The 16,057-nt window shown below is 30.1% G+C and carries 20 protein-coding genes; 4 read left to right on the plus strand and 16 right to left on the minus strand.

Annotated features, from left to right (window positions below):
* Positions 1-68 precede the first annotated feature (68 nt).
* Entirely contained in the window at positions 69-329 is a 261-nt protein-coding gene (locus HPRAE_RS09075; RefSeq protein WP_014553904.1) for a hypothetical protein, read from the plus strand.
* A gap of 122 nt (positions 330-451) precedes the next feature.
* Here the strand turns inward: HPRAE_RS09075 and phoU are convergent, their stop codons facing one another.
* The 9 genes from phoU to HPRAE_RS09120 form a co-directional block, all read right to left on the minus strand.
* Positions 452-1,108: a phosphate signaling complex protein PhoU gene (gene phoU, locus HPRAE_RS09080; protein WP_014553905.1), complete on the minus strand. Its 657-nt coding sequence runs from the start codon at positions 1,106-1,108 to the stop codon at positions 452-454.
* Positions 1,109-1,195: 87 nt separating this feature from the next.
* Positions 1,196-1,957: a phosphate ABC transporter ATP-binding protein PstB gene (pstB, locus tag HPRAE_RS09085; protein ID WP_014553906.1), complete on the minus strand. Its 762-nt coding sequence runs from the start codon at positions 1,955-1,957 to the stop codon at positions 1,196-1,198.
* Positions 1,958-1,971: 14 nt separating this feature from the next.
* On the minus strand, positions 1,972-2,823 hold the full coding sequence (gene pstA, locus HPRAE_RS09090) for a phosphate ABC transporter permease PstA (RefSeq protein WP_014553907.1): 852 nt from the start codon (positions 2,821-2,823) through the stop codon (positions 1,972-1,974).
* Entirely contained in the window at positions 2,823-3,782 is a 960-nt protein-coding gene (pstC, locus tag HPRAE_RS09095; RefSeq protein WP_014553908.1) for a phosphate ABC transporter permease subunit PstC, read from the minus strand. The genes pstA and pstC overlap by 1 nt, the downstream gene beginning before the upstream one ends.
* Positions 3,783-3,879: 97 nt before the next feature.
* Positions 3,880-4,782 carry a PstS family phosphate ABC transporter substrate-binding protein gene (locus tag HPRAE_RS09100; RefSeq protein WP_014553909.1) on the minus strand — a complete coding sequence of 301 codons (903 nt, stop codon included), beginning with the start codon at positions 4,780-4,782 and terminating at the stop codon, positions 3,880-3,882.
* A gap of 216 nt (positions 4,783-4,998) precedes the next feature.
* A complete protein-coding gene (locus HPRAE_RS09105; RefSeq protein ID WP_014553910.1) occupies positions 4,999-5,358 on the minus strand; it encodes a YlbF/YmcA family competence regulator in 360 nt (119 codons plus the stop codon).
* Positions 5,359-5,545: 187 nt separating this feature from the next.
* Positions 5,546-5,776 carry a thioredoxin family protein gene (locus tag HPRAE_RS09110; protein WP_014553911.1) on the minus strand — a complete coding sequence of 77 codons (231 nt, stop codon included), beginning with the start codon at positions 5,774-5,776 and terminating at the stop codon, positions 5,546-5,548.
* A gap of 64 nt (positions 5,777-5,840) precedes the next feature.
* The gene (locus tag HPRAE_RS09115) at positions 5,841-6,806 is read right to left on the minus strand and encodes a permease (RefSeq protein WP_014553912.1); all 966 of its coding nucleotides are present in this window, start codon (positions 6,804-6,806) and stop codon (positions 5,841-5,843) included.
* A complete protein-coding gene (locus tag HPRAE_RS09120; RefSeq protein ID WP_014553913.1) occupies positions 6,806-7,159 on the minus strand; it encodes an ArsR/SmtB family transcription factor in 354 nt (117 codons plus the stop codon). The genes HPRAE_RS09115 and HPRAE_RS09120 overlap by 1 nt, the downstream gene beginning before the upstream one ends.
* 312 nt (positions 7,160-7,471) lie before the next feature.
* Between HPRAE_RS09120 and HPRAE_RS09125 the strand changes: the two genes are divergently transcribed.
* The 3 genes from HPRAE_RS09125 to HPRAE_RS09135 all read left to right on the plus strand — a co-directional run bounded on the left by HPRAE_RS09125 (position 7,472) and on the right by HPRAE_RS09135 (position 8,963).
* Positions 7,472-8,227, plus strand: coding sequence for a gamma-glutamyl-gamma-aminobutyrate hydrolase family protein (locus HPRAE_RS09125; protein ID WP_014553914.1), 756 nt, complete (start codon positions 7,472-7,474; stop codon positions 8,225-8,227).
* Positions 8,214-8,516, plus strand: a complete 303-nt coding sequence (locus HPRAE_RS09130; protein ID WP_014553915.1) for an ArsR/SmtB family transcription factor — start codon at positions 8,214-8,216, stop codon at positions 8,514-8,516. The genes HPRAE_RS09125 and HPRAE_RS09130 overlap by 14 nt, the downstream gene beginning before the upstream one ends.
* Positions 8,517-8,609: 93 nt before the next feature.
* Positions 8,610-8,963: a YlbF/YmcA family competence regulator gene (locus HPRAE_RS09135; protein ID WP_014553916.1), complete on the plus strand. Its 354-nt coding sequence runs from the start codon at positions 8,610-8,612 to the stop codon at positions 8,961-8,963.
* 123 nt (positions 8,964-9,086) lie between these two features.
* Here HPRAE_RS09135 and pnpS read toward each other — a convergent pair whose 3' ends face one another.
* The 7 genes from pnpS to HPRAE_RS09170 all read right to left on the minus strand — a co-directional run bounded on the left by pnpS (position 9,087) and on the right by HPRAE_RS09170 (position 16,007).
* The gene (pnpS, locus tag HPRAE_RS09140; protein WP_014553917.1) at positions 9,087-10,868 is read right to left on the minus strand and encodes a two-component system histidine kinase PnpS; all 1,782 of its coding nucleotides are present in this window, start codon (positions 10,866-10,868) and stop codon (positions 9,087-9,089) included.
* Positions 10,852-11,541, minus strand: a complete 690-nt coding sequence (locus HPRAE_RS09145; RefSeq protein ID WP_014553918.1) for a response regulator — start codon at positions 11,539-11,541, stop codon at positions 10,852-10,854. Before HPRAE_RS09145 ends, pnpS begins: the two co-directional genes overlap by 17 nt.
* Positions 11,542-11,600: 59 nt before the next feature.
* Complete coding sequence (locus HPRAE_RS11260; protein ID WP_014553919.1) at positions 11,601-11,792, minus strand: GrpB family protein; 192 nt, start codon at positions 11,790-11,792, stop codon at positions 11,601-11,603.
* A 322-nt stretch (positions 11,793-12,114) separates the two neighbouring features.
* Positions 12,115-13,815: a Na/Pi cotransporter family protein gene (locus HPRAE_RS09155; RefSeq protein WP_014553920.1), complete on the minus strand. Its 1,701-nt coding sequence runs from the start codon at positions 13,813-13,815 to the stop codon at positions 12,115-12,117.
* A 105-nt stretch (positions 13,816-13,920) separates the two neighbouring features.
* The gene (locus HPRAE_RS09160; RefSeq protein ID WP_014553921.1) at positions 13,921-14,178 is read right to left on the minus strand and encodes a Veg family protein; all 258 of its coding nucleotides are present in this window, start codon (positions 14,176-14,178) and stop codon (positions 13,921-13,923) included.
* Between the two features lie 87 nt (positions 14,179-14,265).
* Positions 14,266-15,771, minus strand: coding sequence for a 4Fe-4S dicluster domain-containing protein (locus HPRAE_RS09165; RefSeq protein WP_014553922.1), 1,506 nt, complete (start codon positions 15,769-15,771; stop codon positions 14,266-14,268).
* Complete coding sequence (locus HPRAE_RS09170; protein ID WP_014553923.1) at positions 15,768-16,007, minus strand: (2Fe-2S) ferredoxin domain-containing protein; 240 nt, start codon at positions 16,005-16,007, stop codon at positions 15,768-15,770. Before HPRAE_RS09170 ends, HPRAE_RS09165 begins: the two co-directional genes overlap by 4 nt.
* Positions 16,008-16,057: the final 50 nt, after the last annotated feature.

Below are 16,057 nucleotides of genomic sequence, written 5' to 3' on the forward strand. Positions count from 1 at the left end.
TTTAATATTACTGAAACATTCTTTTAGTAAAATAATAGTTAAATAAATAAAATATTGGGAGGAATAGAATGTTTAAACAAAAAAGTATTCAAAATAAACTGTTAATTGCAGTTTCAATGGTAATCTTAATAATAATTTTACTAAGTTCATCTCTTTATTACAATAGCTCTAAAAATATATTAAAAAACATTTTAATTAAAGAAGCTGAAAAAATTGCAGCAAGCAGCAAAGAGCAGAGTTCAGTTACTTATGAAATAACAAAAGCAACAAGAAATTTAAATGCTATGGCCAAAGACTTACTGCAAAGTATTAAACATTTTCAAGTCTAAAATGAAATAATAATATGAGACTATTTTTAGAACAAAATATATAAATAAAAACTAAAACCCCTGCCAGTAAATCTACTGCAGGGGCTTAATAATGATATATAATTTGAATTAAAATCTATTTATTAAAGTTCAGTCCATTTTCCTGTTTTCATATAAACAGTCCGCTCACAAATATTAGTTGCATGATCTCCTATTCTTTCTAAAAAACGACTAATGAACATTAAAGAAGTTACCTGCTCAATTGTAGTACAATCCTTTTCCATAATTTCTAATAATTCAGCTTTAATTTGTTTATCCAGTTGATTAACCTCTTTATCTTTTGCTGCAACTTCTTTGGCCTTTTCTATATCCATATCTACAAATGCTTTTAAACTATTTTTGAGCTGCTCTACAACTTTATCTTTCATTTTAGGTAAATCTTGCATTTCTTTAATTAATGACTTGTTTCCAATTTCTTTCACTCTATGGGCAATATTTGAGGCATTATCACCAACACGTTCTAAATCAGTTACTAATTTCGAAATTACTATAATTTTACGCAAATCTATTGCTACTGGCTGTTGGAGAGCTATTAAACGGGTACACTTTTCTTCTATTTCTAGTTCATAATTGTCTATAATATCATCTTCTTTAATTATTTGATTTGCAAGTTGAAGCTCACTATTAACTAAAGCTTCAATACTTTTGCTTATACTTTCACCAACTAGACTTCCCATTTTCAGCATTTCTTTTTCTAAATCATTCAATTCTGTGTGAAAATTTTTGCGTGAATCTCTCATTTGAAATTTCCTCCCTCTTTCATTTAGATATCTTAATCTTAACTTTTAAATTTACAGGAATTTGGCTTTGATTAATTTATAAGCTTTTTAACCAAAACGACCAGTTATATAATCTTCTGTTCTTTGATCAGCTGGATTTTCAAATATTTTATTTGTTTGATCATATTCTACTAGTTCTCCCATTAAGAAAAACCCAGTCATATCAGAAACACGAGCTGCCTGCTGCATACTGTGGGTTACTATTACAATACTATATTCTTTTTTTAATTCTTCTATTAAATCTTCTATTTTAGCTGTAGCAACTGGATCTAGAGCTGAAGCCGGCTCATCCATTAACAAAACTTCTGGTTTAACTGCTAAAGCTCGAGCAATACATAATCGCTGCTGCTGGCCTCCAGATAGGCTGAGAGCAGATGTATCAAGTCTATCTTTAACCTCATCATATAAAGCAGCTCCCTTTAAACTTTTGATAACAATCTCTTCTAATTCATTTTTATCCTTTATTCCATGTATTTTAGGGCCATAAGCTACATTCTCAAATATTGATTTAGGAAATGGATTAGGCTGTTGAAAAACCATTCCAATTCTTTTGCGGAGATTTACAACATCAACATTTGCTTGATAAATACTTTCTCCATCAAATAAGATATCCCCTTCCAGTCTTGCTCCTTCAATTAAATCATTCATCCTATTAATAGTTCTTAAAAAAGTTGATTTTCCACAACCAGATGGTCCAATTAGAGCCGTAACTTTATTTTTTTCTACATCCATAGTAATATTTTCTAAAGCTTGAAAATCATCATAGAAAAAATCTATATTTTTAATTTCTAATACATTTTGCTTTGACATTAATTATCCTCCCTTTATTTCCGACTATATTTATACCGAATAAATGTTGCTAAACCATTTAAAATAAATAATAAAATTAATAATAATAAACTACCACTAGCAGCTACTAATTCAAATTCCACTTTAGGTAGTGAAGTCCAATTAAAAATCTGAATCGGAATCACTGTAAAACTATCCATAATTCCCTGAGGGGTAAACATTACAAAAGTTAAAGCTCCCATCATAATTAAAGGTGCAGTTTCTCCAATTGCCCTCGAAATAGCCAGAATAAAACCAGTTAAAATTGAAGGTAAAGCTGATGGCAAAACAACTCTATATACTGTGTGCCAATGATTTGCACCTAAAGCATAAGAAGCATTCCGCAGTGAATCAGGAACACTTTTTAAAGACTCTTGTGCTGAAACAATTACTACTGGCAGCACAAGTAGACTTAAAGTTAAAGCTCCTGCTAAAACACTTCTACCCATATTTAAATATCTTACAAAAACTCCCAGTCCTAACATTCCATAAATAATAGAAGGGATTCCAGCTAAATTAGCAATATTAAGTTTAATTAAATCTGTTAGCTTATTTTCAGGAGCATATTCTTCTAAATAAATTGCTGTTGCTGTTCCCACAGAAAAAGTAATCGGGATCATTAATCCTATTACATAAATAGTTCCAAATAAACCTGCCTTAATTCCTGCTTTAGCTGGAAAGCGAGAATCAAAACGAGTAAAGAATTCCCAATCAAGCATAATTATCCCCTTAGAAACAATGTCATAAATCAATGCCGCTAAAACAACTAAGCCTAAAGAAATAAAGATTAAAAATATAATCTTAAAAATTTTGTCGATCAACATTCTTTTTTGTTTAAGATTAGCCATTATTGATATACCTCCCTATATTTCTTTAAAATTAAATGACTAATTATATTTAAAGTTAAAGTCATTAAAAATAATAAAAGGCCAACTGCAAAAATAGTATAATATGATAATGATCCAACTGGAGTATCTCCCATACTAATTTGAACAATAAAACCAGTCATAGTTTGAATTGGTTTTAAAAAACTTGAAGTTAACTGAGGTCTCATCCCAGCAGCTACAGCTACAATCATTGTTTCTCCTATCGCCCTTGAAATAGCGAGAATAAAAGATGATAAAATTCCTGATAAAGCTGAAGGGACCATTACTTTAGAAGCTACTTCAAAGCGAGTCGATCCCATAGCATAAGCACCTTGTCTTATACTTTCTGGCACTGCATTTAAAGCATCTTCACTTAAAGAAATTACCATTGGCAAAATCATAATACCTACTGCTATACTAGCACTTAAAGCATTAAAAGTTTGGATCTGAGGAAAAATCGGCTTCAAAATATTTGGAGTTATAAATGTTAAAGCAAAATATCCATAAACAACAGTTGGCACTCCTGCTAAAATTTCCATTATCGGCTTAATAATTTTACTAAATCTAGTTGAAGCATATTCAGTTAAATAAATTGCACTTCCTAATCCAACTGGAATAGCTATTAAAGCAGAGCCTAAAGTAATCATCATAGTTCCTGCAACTAAGGGTAAGACTCCATAACTTTTATTCGGTTCAATTAAAGGATTCCACTTAATTCCAGTTAAAAAATCTAAAATTGCTACTTCTTCAAAAAAGTGAAATGAATCAGTCAATAAAATTAAAATAATGCCAATAGTTGTAACCAAAGAAATTAATGTGGTTAAAATTAAAACATAATTGACTAACTTATTCTTATTATTTTTGGAATTCATATAACGTATTTTGGGATCAAAAAATAGAGATGCCCAGCTTTTTTTATTTTCATTTTTTAAATCTGACATTTAAAAACCACCTTTCTTAAAATTTATCTCAAATTAAACTGCCTAAAAAGGGGCCAGCAAAGCCCCTTTCTTAACAGTTATCCTACTTTATTATTGTCTATTTTGCTAATTTTTCAACCTTAGCTAACACTTCATCATAAGAAGGAAGTGGAGCATATCCAGTCTGAGGTACTATTTCAGCTGCATTTTTAAAATAGAAATTTAAGAAAGCTTCAACTTCAGGACGCTCTACAGCTGAGTTTTTAGCATATACAAATAATGGTCTAGCAAGTGGCTTATATTCTTTAGCTGCAATAGTTTCAGGATTTGGTAAAACTCCATTTACTGCAACTGCTTTTAACTTTTCACTATTTTCTTCATAATAAGCATAACCAAAATATCCTAGTGCATATTTATTACCAGAAACTCCTCTGACTAAAACATTATCATCTTCACTAGCTGTAAAGTCTGAACGGCTAGCTCCACTTTTACCATTAATTGCTTCAGTAAAATAATCAAAAGTTCCAGAATCAGCACCAGGGCCATAAAGATCTATTTCTTCATCAGGCCATTCTGCTCTAAGATCACTCCATTTTTCAACACTAGAGTTTGGTTCCCAAATCTGTTTTAATTCGCCAACAGTCATATCATTAGCCCAGTCGTTCTCAGGGTGAACAGCAACTGTTATTCCATCATAACCAACAATAAATTGAGTAAATTCAATTCCATTTTCAGCTGCAATTTTTGCTTCAGAATCTTTGATTTCTCGCGAAGCATTACTCAAATCTGTTTCACCAACATTAAACTTAGCAAAACCACCACCTGAACCAGAAACTCCAACAGTAACTCTAACTCTCGGATTTACATAAGAAAATTCTTCTGCCATTGCTTGTGTTACTGGATAAACAGTACTAGAACCATCAATTTTAATTGTACCTTCAAGTTGTTCAGCAGCACTTACCGGAAGTACTAAGATAGCTAAAATTGTAATAACAAAAAATAATGTTGTAATTTTTCTCATTAATATGTTCCCCCTTAAGGAATTTTTGATTTTTTATTTAACTTGACTCTGATTAAAATAATAACAGGTAGATGTTACAGAAATATTGCTACTATGTTAATAAAATGTAAACAAATAAAAAAACCGCCCCAAAAGGCGGTTTGTTCTCTACTAATACTTTATTTTTAATAAAGACTAAACTTATTATTAATTGTATTTAAGTTAAATAAAATTTAATTAATGATTATCTTGGTGCTCGTCAAACTGATCATGATTACCTGCTTGTGGATTTATTTTCTGACTAATTTTCTTATTAACACCTGCCATTAATTTGCTAAACGACTGCTGTTTTTGCATAAATGATTTGATTTTTTCATTTTCCCACATTTTTTTCTGTAAAGAAGCCATTTCTTTTTTAAATTTTTCAGCGCTTTTGTTTTGGTCAATTTTAATTTGTAAGGCTTCAACTTTTTTAACTAATTCTGATGCCTTCTTATCGGCATCCATAACCTTTTCCGCTTTTAACATTTTTTTGTATTCTTCTGATTCTAAAATTGCATCAGCTAATTTTTCTGCTTTAGTTACCACTTTTGACATTAATAAAAACCTCCAGTTAATTGTAGAAATTATTTAAATTTTTAACTAATTTTAAATTACCATCCTTAGTATACTAAAAATATATACATAAATCAAAAAATGATATTTTTAAAATAAAAAAGGATACCTGATCATTATAAATAATCCAGGTATCCTAAATATTGATTTTAAATTATAAAAAAATGAATTAAGAAATTAAATCTTTTATTTCTTCTACTGTTGCTACTTTACCTTTAATCTTAACTTCTCCATCAATTCCAATAGCAGGTGTACTCATAATGCCTGCTTTGGCAATTTCAGCCATATCTTCTTCTTTTATTATTTCTGCCTCTACCCCTGCTTCTGCAACAGCCTTTTTAGCATTATCAGCTAAGTTGACACAATTTTTACACCCTGGACCATAAATAGTAATTTTCATAATTAACACTCCTTTTAATTTTGTTTTGTGAATTTATTCTTTTTAACCTGGTACAAGTGAAAAATTAAACAAAATTCATAACAAAGTTAAACATATAACCAACACCAATAATTGAAACCCCAACAACAGTTACAAAAACTGTAATCAATTTAGGTTTTATCACCTTTCTCAAAATAATCATTGCTGGCAGTGATAAAGCTGTAGTTGCCATCATAAAACTCAAAGCTGTACCTAAAGCAACTCCTTTACCCATTAAAGCTTCTACAATTGGAATTGTTCCAACAGCATTAGCATAAAGTGGAATACCAACAATAACTGCAGCAATTACAGATAAGGGATTATTAGCACCAGCATATTCTGCTAATAGTGCAGCTGGAGCATAACCATGAATTGCAGCTCCAATTCCAATCCCAATTATAACATATTTCCAGACTCTGCTCACAATTTCTTTAACTTCTGCTTTAGCAAAGTCAATTCTGTCACTCCAATCAAGCTCTTCAACTTCACTGTCAGCAGCACTAATCTGATAAACATATTCTTCTACATATTTTTCCATGCCCAGTGCTTCAATAACAATTCCTCCAACTATACCAACTAAAATACCACTTACAAGATAAAGAGTTCCAATTTTCCAGCCAAATAAAGTATAGAGCATCACTAAAGCAACCTCATTGACTATTGGTGAAGTAATTAAAAAGGAAAAAGTAACTCCAAGTGGAATTCCTGATTCTACAAAGCCAATAAAAATAGGCACTGAAGAACAAGAACAAAATGGTGTTACAACTCCTAAAAGTGAAGCCATAACATGAGCAGTTATTTTCCGATAATTACTTAAAAGTTTTTTAGTCTTTTCAGGTGGAAAAAAGCTTCTTACAATTGAAATAAAGAAAATCATTATTGCAAGTAAAAAAATTATCTTAGTAGTATCATAAAAGAAGAAACGAACTGATTCCCCCAATTTGCTGCCTACTTCTAAACCAAATAAATTATAAGTTATTAAATCTGCAAACTTTTCAAAAATTATAAACACTAACAACATCTCCTTTCTTTTATTTCTGCTGCTGTATCTAAATTATCTATTTCAGTCTCTAATTCAGCAAGATTTAATTCAGTTAATGTGTCTGCCTTTAATGAAATCAACTTAGCTAAATAACTATCATAGACAGCTCTATCTATAGAATAATAAATCCACTTCCCACTTTTTTCTTCATGTAAAAGATTTAGTTCTTTAAAATAACTAAGATGCTGAGAAACACTAGACTGTGATTTATTTAATAATTCTTGCAGCTGACAAACACAATATTGACTATCTAAAAGCAATTTTAATATTTTAATTCTATTTTCATCAGCAATGCATTTTAGAAAAATAAGTAACTTCTCCATAAAATCCCTCTTTTCATATTAATATTAACTAATATGATTATATAGAAATATTTTTTAAATGTCAACTAAAAAAATATAATTTAATATTTAACTTTAAGATTACAAGGATAATAGCTATTTTTATTTAAATTTTCCAAATAAATCGAAATTATAAAGACAAATTATATATTTTGAATATCAATATATAGCAATATTAACAAGTTTTTTAAATCAAAAAATTAATTATTTGCCTTATAATTAATTTGACAAAGAGTATAATTTAGAATAACATATAAATAGATTTAAATATATTAATTTAAAGGAATGATTATTATGAAAAATCCTGTTGTAGGAATTACTTCTTTTTGTGACTGTGAGCATAGTAAAAAATATACTAAAATCCGGTGCAGCTATATTAATGCAGTTTATAGAGCTGGAGGAACTCCAATTATTATCCCCCCTTTTGATACTCAAAAGCATCTACAAGAATATATTGATTTAATTGATGCTTTAGTTTTAAGTGGTGGTGAAGATTTAGCTCCTGCAAGTTATGGAGAAACTAAAGTTTTTGAGCTCAAAAATATAAATCCTGATCGCGACAAATGGGAAATTGCTTTATTTAAAGAAGCATATAAAGCTCAAATCCCTATTTTAGGAATTTGTAGAGGCATGCAGTTAATTAATGTCTCTTTAGGTGGTAGTTTATACCAAGATATTGATCATCAATTAGATTGTGGTTTTAGTCATCTACCTTTAGATTTAGAAAAAAGAGAAAATAGAGAATATGTAAATCATAAAATAAATATTATTAAAGATACCCAGCTTGATAAAATTTTAAGTGAAGATGATTTAACTGTAAATTCTCATCATCACCAAGCTATTAAAGAAATCGCTCAAAGTTTAAATATTTCAGCTAAATCAGAATGTGGATTAATTGAGGCAATAGAAAATAAAAAGGGTTCTTTTTTAATGGGTTTACAATGGCATCCTGAAGACCTAATAGATAACAGCAGATCTTTTATCAACTTATTTTCTGAGCTTATAAAAGTAGCTAAAACTAGAAAGGATAATTTTTGTGAAAAAAAATAAAAAAATAATTAAAATATTAAAAGCCATTGCTGATCAAAATAGACTGGAAATGCTTAAATTATTAAGCTCTGAGCAATTATGCAGCTGTCACTTTGTGGATATTTTAGAAATAAGTCAGCCTAATGTTTCTCATCATCTAAAAATATTAAAAGAAGCAGGACTAATTAAAGCTTCTAAAAGAGGTCGTTGGATTGATTATAGTTTGAACAAAGAAAATATTAAATTAGTTAAAAAAGAAATTGATAATATTTTAGAAAATAAAAAAATAATTAAGTCAAATCTTATATAAATAATTTTTGAGCAAAACTATTTATATTTAAACTATTAAATGGTATAATAAAAATAATAAAAGTATAAGACTATACTAACTGGAGGTTTATTAATGTCTAAAATATCAGAAAAAGCACAAGAATTAGGTCAATTATTAATCAATTCAGAAGAATATTTAAAAATGGAAAAGGCAGAAGAAAGTTTAGAAAATGATGAAAAAGCAGTAGAAATGTTAAATAATTTTGAAGAAAAACAGCAAGAATTTGCTAATGATAGATCAAATCAAGAATTAAGAACTGAGCTTCAATCTTTACAAAAAGAAATGCTAAAAAACGACAAAATAAATAATTATTTTCAAACTCAACAACAATTTGGTAAATTAATGGATACTATTAATCATGAAATTTCACATATACTTAATCCTGACCAAGGTTGCTGCTCTTCAGATGAAGGCTGCTGCTCATAAATTTAATTATTCAACTAAAAGAGCTTTGATTTTGGCTTATTCAAATCAAAGCTTCTTTTTTATCTCAATTTGTGTAATTATTCACTTGTACCGGGTACAAAAAAGTAGCAAGCAAAAGAGCTTTTATTCTGCTATTTTTAAATAAAAATAAAATTCACTACCTACTCCTTCTCTACTTTTAAGCTGAATTTCACTTCCATGCTGTTTTATTATATTTCTTACAATCGATAATCCAATTCCTGTTCCTCCCAAAGCCCTTGACCTAGCTTTATCAACTCGATAAAATCTTTCAAAAATTCTCTCTTGATCAGCTTGAGGAATTCCCATACCATTATCTTGAACAGAAAAATAAATCTTATCTTTTTCCTGCTTAACTTTAACCTCAACCTTCCCTCCTTCTGCAGTATATTTAATAGCATTATCAATCAGATTAATCAGTACTTGTTTAATTTGTTCTCGCACCATATAAACAAGAGGTAAATTATTATCAATTTCTAAGTTAAGCTCAAGCTTTTGTTTTTTTGCTTTTTGACTTAAAAGATTAACAACTTTTTTTACTATTTTTTCAAAATTGTCTGCTTCTAGCTTAAATATTTGAGATTCAATTTTAGATAAGTTTAATAAATCATTAATTAAATTAGAAAGACGATCAGTTTCTTCTTTAATGATCTGCAAAAATCTTTCTCTTGTATCTTGGTCTTCAATGTCACTTTCTAAAAGAGTATCTAAATAACCTATAATTGAAGTCAATGGAGTTCTTAACTCATGTGAGACATTAGCAACAAAATCATTTCTAACTGTCTCTAGCTTTCTTAATTCAGTAATATCTGTTAAAACAATTACTCCCCCATTTAGCTTTTTATCAGCAGCTAAAAGTGGAATAAAAGTAGCTTGAATTATTTTTTGTTCTGGATTTTTATACTTAATTTCTCGACTAATAACTTCTTTTTTATCAAATGCTCGTTGTAAATACATATCTATCCGATGGCTAAATAAAGAGCTAATTAATGTTTTACCTCTTATTTTTTCAGCTTCTATATTAAAAATTCTACGAGCAGCTGGATTAATAAGAGTAACTTCTCCCTCTGCATTAACTGCAATTACACCATCTAACATACTAGCTAAAATTGCCTCTATCCTATTTTTTTCCTGAGAAACTTCAGTAATCTTATCTTCTAACTCAGCTGCCATAAAATTAAACATTTTAGCTAATTTTTCAATTTCACTTGTATATCTTCTAACTGGAATTCGCTGACTTAAATCACCTTTGGAAATTTTAGCAGCAGTACTAGTCACAGTTTCTAAAGGTTTAACTATACTCTTAGTTAAGCGCCAGGCTAAGATAATAGTTATTAATGCTAAAATAAAAAAGAAAAAAAGATAACTTTTAATATCTTCAAACAAAACACTTCTAATAAAATTAATTGGACGAGCAATCCTTAAAATCCCAATTAAAGCTCCCTCTTTTTTAATTGGCACAGCAAAATAAAGCATTTGTTCTCCAATTGTTTCACTATAACGGATTTCACTACCAGGGCTAGGCCGATTAAGAGCCTGAATCACTTCTGGACGCTGAAGATGATTATCCATTTTTTCTATATTATGATCAGAATCAGCAATTACTTGACCATCTGCCTGAATAATAGTCACTCTTGTTTGCGAAGCTTCTGCCCAATCTAATACTTTTTGACTCAAAGTTTGATTAGAACTTTTAATAGTTTGGCTTTCTAAATCATTTAAGATTAGCTTTGAATAATGATTTAAGCTAATTTTTTCTTGTTCTAAATAAAAATGGCGGTGATTTGTACTAAAATAATAAAAACTTAAACCAATAATTGAAAGTTGAATAATAATAAAAATAATAATTATCCGATTTTTAATACTTAACTTATTCCATTTTAGCAAATTTATATCCCACCCCTCTCACTGTAACTATCTGATCAGCCTTTATTTTTTGACGCAGTCTTCTAATATGAACATCGACTGTTCTTGTATCACCTGCATATTCATAACCCCATATTTTTTCTAAAAGCAAATCTCGACTTAAAACTCGACCCTGATTAATAACTAAATACCGAAGTAATTCAAATTCTTTAGGAGTTAAAATTATTTTTTCAGTTCCCAAAAAAACTTCATGTCTGGGAATATCAAGTTTTAATTTCCCAGCCGAGATTATCTTATCTTTAATTTTTTCTTGATCTACTTTCAATTCTTTAATCCGACGAAAAATAGCTTTAATTCGCGCAACCAATTCTCTAGGGCTAAATGGTTTAGTCATATAATCATCTGCTCCCATTTCAAGCCCTAAAATTCTTTCTATTTCTTCTCCTTTGGCAGTTAACATTATGATTGGAATCTGCCTCAGCTTCTTATTTGCTCTCATCTGCCGACAAACTTCCATCCCATCAACTTCTGGTAACATCAAGTCTAAAACTACTAAATCAATTTCAGCTTCTAAGCTATTAAGAGCTATTTTACCATTTTCAGCTGTCAAAACTTCATAACCTGCATTTTCTAAATTAAATTTAATTAACTCTCTAATATTTTTTTCATCTTCAACTACAAGAATTTTTGCCATTATAAATCCTCCCGGATTTCTTTATTTTGGTTTTGATTATTTAAAAATATTATTAAATTTCATTTCGCGTCAGGTAAATATTTTTTTCTAAATTCCTTTCTGGCTTTAGTTGTATATTTTTTAATGAATTCAGTTTTAGCTTCAGTATAACCATTAAGATTATTTTTATATTCAGGATTATATTCCTTTAAAATAATTGGAAAAAGTTGCCACAATTCTTCCAGTGACATCTCAGAAAATGATTTAGACATTGGAACCTCCTCAATGTAACTATCATGAGAACAATTAATTAAATAAACATATAAATCAGCACTCCAAGTATTTCCCAGAGAAAAGGTTTATCTGATTTTGCACTTCAGACGGAATAGCTTTGATTATAATTTATTTGGAAACAGACTGCCTTTTGTCTGACCGAAGGGAGTTAAGGCAGTCCCAAATAAATTATATATGAAAAGCGTCAATGAAGTCTGTGGCTAAATCAGATATCCCTTTTCTCCATTATAGCAAAAGAAGCCTCCTTTAAAAAGGAGGCTTCAACTAAATCAGCTATTTTAATGTTAAATTCTTGTAAACTTATACCACTTTCACATCTGAATCATCTTTGCCAAGATTTTGATCTTGATAAATTTCCATAATACTATGAGCAATATCTGCCATCTGATCACTTATATGTTCCATATCATCTAAAATTTCTAATAATAAAATACCAGAATTAGGATCACAAGCAGCTTTATTGGATCTTTTAATTCGACTAATATTTTCATCTCTAAACTGAATTTGCATTTCATCTAACTTTTCTTCAGCAGCTAAAATTTCAGTTGCAATTTCTAAATCATGTGTTTCAAGTAATTTTGCTGATTTATCTAAAACATTACAAATAATAGCATAAACCTCTTGAATAGTAGCCTGAGCATCAGGAGAAAACTTTAATTTATCTTCCAAGCGATCCTCAATTAAGTCTGTAATATCATTAGCATCATCTGCAATACTTTCTATATCATCAACAACAGCAAAATATTTATCTAAAGTTCTAATATCAACATCATTTAACTGAGCTTGAGGGATTTTTTGAATAAAATGTAATAACTCTTCTTCTACTTCATTTACAATATCTTCATGTCTTTTTACTTTTTTAATTACTTCTCCATCAGCCTCTAAAAAGGCTTTAACAGAATCACAAACCATATCAGCAGCAATTCCATGCATATAAATAATTTCTTTTTTCACCTGATCAATGGCTACATAAGGAGTACTTAACATTCTTTCATCAATAAAAGTCGTTCCATGTTTTAAAGTAGTATCTTCACCAGGAATTATTTTTTTAACTAAATAAACTAAAAAGGCAGTAAAAGGAAGCCAAATAAGAGTGTTTAAAACATTGAAAAAAGTATGAGTATTTGCCAGCAAACGCTCTGTTGAAGGACCAGTTTGCCCAAAAAAGCTACTCATTTTAAGTAAAATTGTTTCTAACCCATTAGAAAAATCAGGGACTATATAAAGGAATAAAATAATAATACCTGCTCCAAAAACATTAAACAAAAAGTGAGCTGCAGCTGCTCTTTTAGCAGTTAAATTAGCTCCAATAGCAGATAAAATAGCAGTAACTGTTGTTCCTATATTACTTCCTAATAAAACTGGAATAGCAGCCTCATAATTAATAGCACCAGCAGTAACTAAACCGAGTAAAATACCAAAAGATGCACTACTACTTTGAACTGCTACAGTAACAACTATACCTGCTAAAACACCTAAAATTGGATATTGAGCAAAACTTTCCATCCAATCTAAAAATATTTGTGAGTCCCGTAAAGGTTCCATTGTATCTCCCATAGTTTCTAAACCCAAAAATAAAAGTCCAAAACCTAATAAAACTTGACCAATATATTGAAACTTTTTTCTCTTAGAAAATAAATATGTAAAAGCACCAATTGCAATTGCATGAAAAGCATAATCCCCAAGTTTAAAGGCAATTAACTGGGCTGTAATAGTTGTACCAATATTGGCACCCATAATAACTCCCACAGATTGAAGTAAAGTCATTATACCTGCATTAACAAAACCAACTACCATTACAGTTGTAGCACTACTACTTTGAATAATTGAAGTAACTAAGGCTCCTACTCCAACTCCCATAATTGGTTTAGAAGTCATAGCGGCTAAAAAATGTCTTAATTTTTTTCCAGCAGTTTTTTGAAGTCCTTCACTCATTTGTTTCATTCCATAGATAAAAAGTCCAAGCCCACCCAATAAACCGATAATCATATTAGTTCCCAAATTTTTCTCTCCTTTCAAATTTTGAGATTTCAATTAGTAAAAAACAACAGTAAAAAAAGCAGCCCTTTAAGGCTGCCCTATTAAATTTATTTACTCTAGCTAGAATTACAGTCCTATCTTTGTCTCATTATCTTGAGACCTAACAACTACATCATCTGTCAATAGATCTGAATAAGTATAAGACAAACGTCTAATTTGATTATGATCTTTAATCCTCACTACAAAAACATTTTCATGAGTTTTTTCCAAAATACCCTCTTTTTCAATATCTTTTCGGCGGCCCCGATTTGCTTTGACACTAACTCGATGGCCAACATATAATTTAACTTCTTCTTTTATTTTATCTAAAACATTTTCTTTCATTCAGATTCACCTCATTTAAAACAATTCAAATTAATTATACCATAAGAAATCTTATAGAGCAAAAAGGGCCAGCAAAACTACTAACTTTTAGTCAGCTTCCCCCTTTAATTTTTCATTCTCAAAAGCATATTTATAGGGAGATTCATCAGCAAAATCACCAACATATTTGGCACCTCTTTGAGTTGTTAATAAAGTACCTGGGCCACCAACACAACCACCTTCACAGGCCATTCCTTCAATCAAATAGCCATCTAAAACTCCAGCTTTAGCCTTAGTCAAAGTTTTTTTACAATCTGCTAGACCATCAGCTTTAGCAATTGCAGGCTCAATCCCATATTTTTCTTTCAAATTTTGCTTAATTGCTTCTGCAACTCCACCTGCTTTAGCATAAGCTCTACCATAATAAGAAGCATCATTAATTTCTTCTTCACTCTCAACTTTAGTCAACTCAATATCAGCTGCCACAAAAATAGCTGCTAATTCTTCAAAAGTAATTACATAGTCAACTTCATCCTTGACTTTAGGACTTAATGCCTCTAATTTTTTAGAAACACAGGGACCAATAAATACCACTTTACTATCCTTGTTATTTTCTTTTACTGAACGAGCAGCAAAAATCATAGGAGAACTTGAAGCAGAAATATTTTCTTTTACCTCAGGCACATGTTTTTCTGCTACATAAGTCCAAGATGGACAACAAGAGGTACCAAGGTAAGGCTGCTCTTCTGGCACATCTTCAGCAAAAAGATCTGCTTCATGTAAAGAAGCAAAATCAGCTCCCAGACTTACTTCTCTAATTTCTTTAATACCAAGCTTTGCCAAAGCAGCTACAATTTGTTCAGCTTTAACTAAAGGACCAAATTGGCCAACAAAAGAAGGGGCTATAATTGCCCTAATATCTTCTCCTTTTTTAATAGCTTTTAAAAGCTGAAAAATCATTGATTTATCTGCAATTGCTCCAAAAGGACAAGCTATAATACATTGACCACAACTTACACAATTATTCTGATTAATTTTTGCTCTTTGATACTCATCACTTTCAATAGCATCAACACCACAAGCTTCAGCACAAGGACGCTCATAATTAACAATGGCTTCATAAGGACATGCTTTTTTGCATTTCCCACAGTTAATACATTTTTCTTGATCAATTACTGCTGCTTTTTCTTCTATAGTAATCGCATCAACTGGACAAACTATACTACAAGGATGAGCTAAACATTTGCGGCAATTATTAGTTACAAAATGAGCATTAGTTGGGCATTTTTCACAGGCAAAACGAATAACATTTACAAGTGGTTTATCTAATTGATTTTCATTTTCTAAAAAATCTTTTACCCCTTCAGATAACAATTTGTGTTCTTGGTTAGTCTCATAATCCATTCCTAAACCAAGCCGAACCCTAGCTGCTACAATTGCTCTTTCTTTAAAAATACTTGAACGATATGTAGATTCTTCAGTATCAATAATTCTATAAGGGATTTTATCAAACTCTTCTGAGGCTGCATCTTTAAGAGCCAATCTAGCTAGCTCTGCAAAAACCATCCGTCGAATTTTAACTATATCAGTATAAATTCCTTTTAATTTACTCATTCTACCCTCTCCATTACTTTACTAATTACTACCTGATTTTGAGCTGAAGTAAGGAGTTCATCATCAACTTTAACAACAGGGGCATTTTTAATATCTCCACAGCGATCCATACATTTTACTCTTTCAATTTTAATTTGCTCTGGATAATCTTCTTTTAAATTTTCAAGTGTCTCTAAAATATTTAAAGCTCCTACAAGTGAACAGTGGCTGCCGACACAAATTTGTACTTTAACCATTTTGCTGCCTCCTTTCAAAGTCTCATTAAATATTTCAATAATCAAATATT

The sequence above is a fragment of the Halanaerobium praevalens DSM 2228 genome (genome assembly GCF_000165465.1).
In the GTDB taxonomy this organism is placed as follows: Bacteria; Bacillota; Halanaerobiia; order Halanaerobiales; family Halanaerobiaceae; genus Halanaerobium; species Halanaerobium praevalens.

Bases quoted from the DNA above. Each gene is read 5' to 3' on its own strand.
- HPRAE_RS09075 (WP_014553904.1), top strand. From the start codon at position 69: ATGTTTAAACAAAAAAGTATTCAAAATAAACTGTTAATTGCAGTTTCA.
- phoU (WP_014553905.1), bottom strand. From the start codon at position 1,108: ATGAGAGATTCACGCAAAAATTTTCACACAGAATTGAATGATTTAGAA.
- pstB (WP_014553906.1), bottom strand. From the start codon at position 1,957: ATGTCAAAGCAAAATGTATTAGAAATTAAAAATATAGATTTTTTCTAT.
- pstA (WP_014553907.1), bottom strand. From the start codon at position 2,823: ATGGCTAATCTTAAACAAAAAAGAATGTTGATCGACAAAATTTTTAAG.
- pstC (WP_014553908.1), bottom strand. From the start codon at position 3,782: ATGTCAGATTTAAAAAATGAAAATAAAAAAAGCTGGGCATCTCTATTT.
- HPRAE_RS09100 (WP_014553909.1), bottom strand. From the start codon at position 4,782: ATGAGAAAAATTACAACATTATTTTTTGTTATTACAATTTTAGCTATC.
- HPRAE_RS09105 (WP_014553910.1), bottom strand. From the start codon at position 5,358: ATGTCAAAAGTGGTAACTAAAGCAGAAAAATTAGCTGATGCAATTTTA.
- HPRAE_RS09110 (WP_014553911.1), bottom strand. From the start codon at position 5,776: ATGAAAATTACTATTTATGGTCCAGGGTGTAAAAATTGTGTCAACTTA.
- HPRAE_RS09120 (WP_014553913.1), bottom strand. From the start codon at position 7,159: ATGGAGAAGTTACTTATTTTTCTAAAATGCATTGCTGATGAAAATAGA.
- HPRAE_RS09125 (WP_014553914.1), top strand. From the start codon at position 7,472: ATGAAAAATCCTGTTGTAGGAATTACTTCTTTTTGTGACTGTGAGCAT.
- HPRAE_RS09135 (WP_014553916.1), top strand. From the start codon at position 8,610: ATGTCTAAAATATCAGAAAAAGCACAAGAATTAGGTCAATTATTAATC.
- HPRAE_RS09145 (WP_014553918.1), bottom strand. From the start codon at position 11,541: ATGGCAAAAATTCTTGTAGTTGAAGATGAAAAAAATATTAGAGAGTTA.
- HPRAE_RS11260 (WP_014553919.1), bottom strand. From the start codon at position 11,792: ATGTCTAAATCATTTTCTGAGATGTCACTGGAAGAATTGTGGCAACTT.
- HPRAE_RS09160 (WP_014553921.1), bottom strand. From the start codon at position 14,178: ATGAAAGAAAATGTTTTAGATAAAATAAAAGAAGAAGTTAAATTATAT.
- HPRAE_RS09165 (WP_014553922.1), bottom strand. From the start codon at position 15,771: ATGAGTAAATTAAAAGGAATTTATACTGATATAGTTAAAATTCGACGG.
- HPRAE_RS09170 (WP_014553923.1), bottom strand. From the start codon at position 16,007: ATGGTTAAAGTACAAATTTGTGTCGGCAGCCACTGTTCACTTGTAGGA.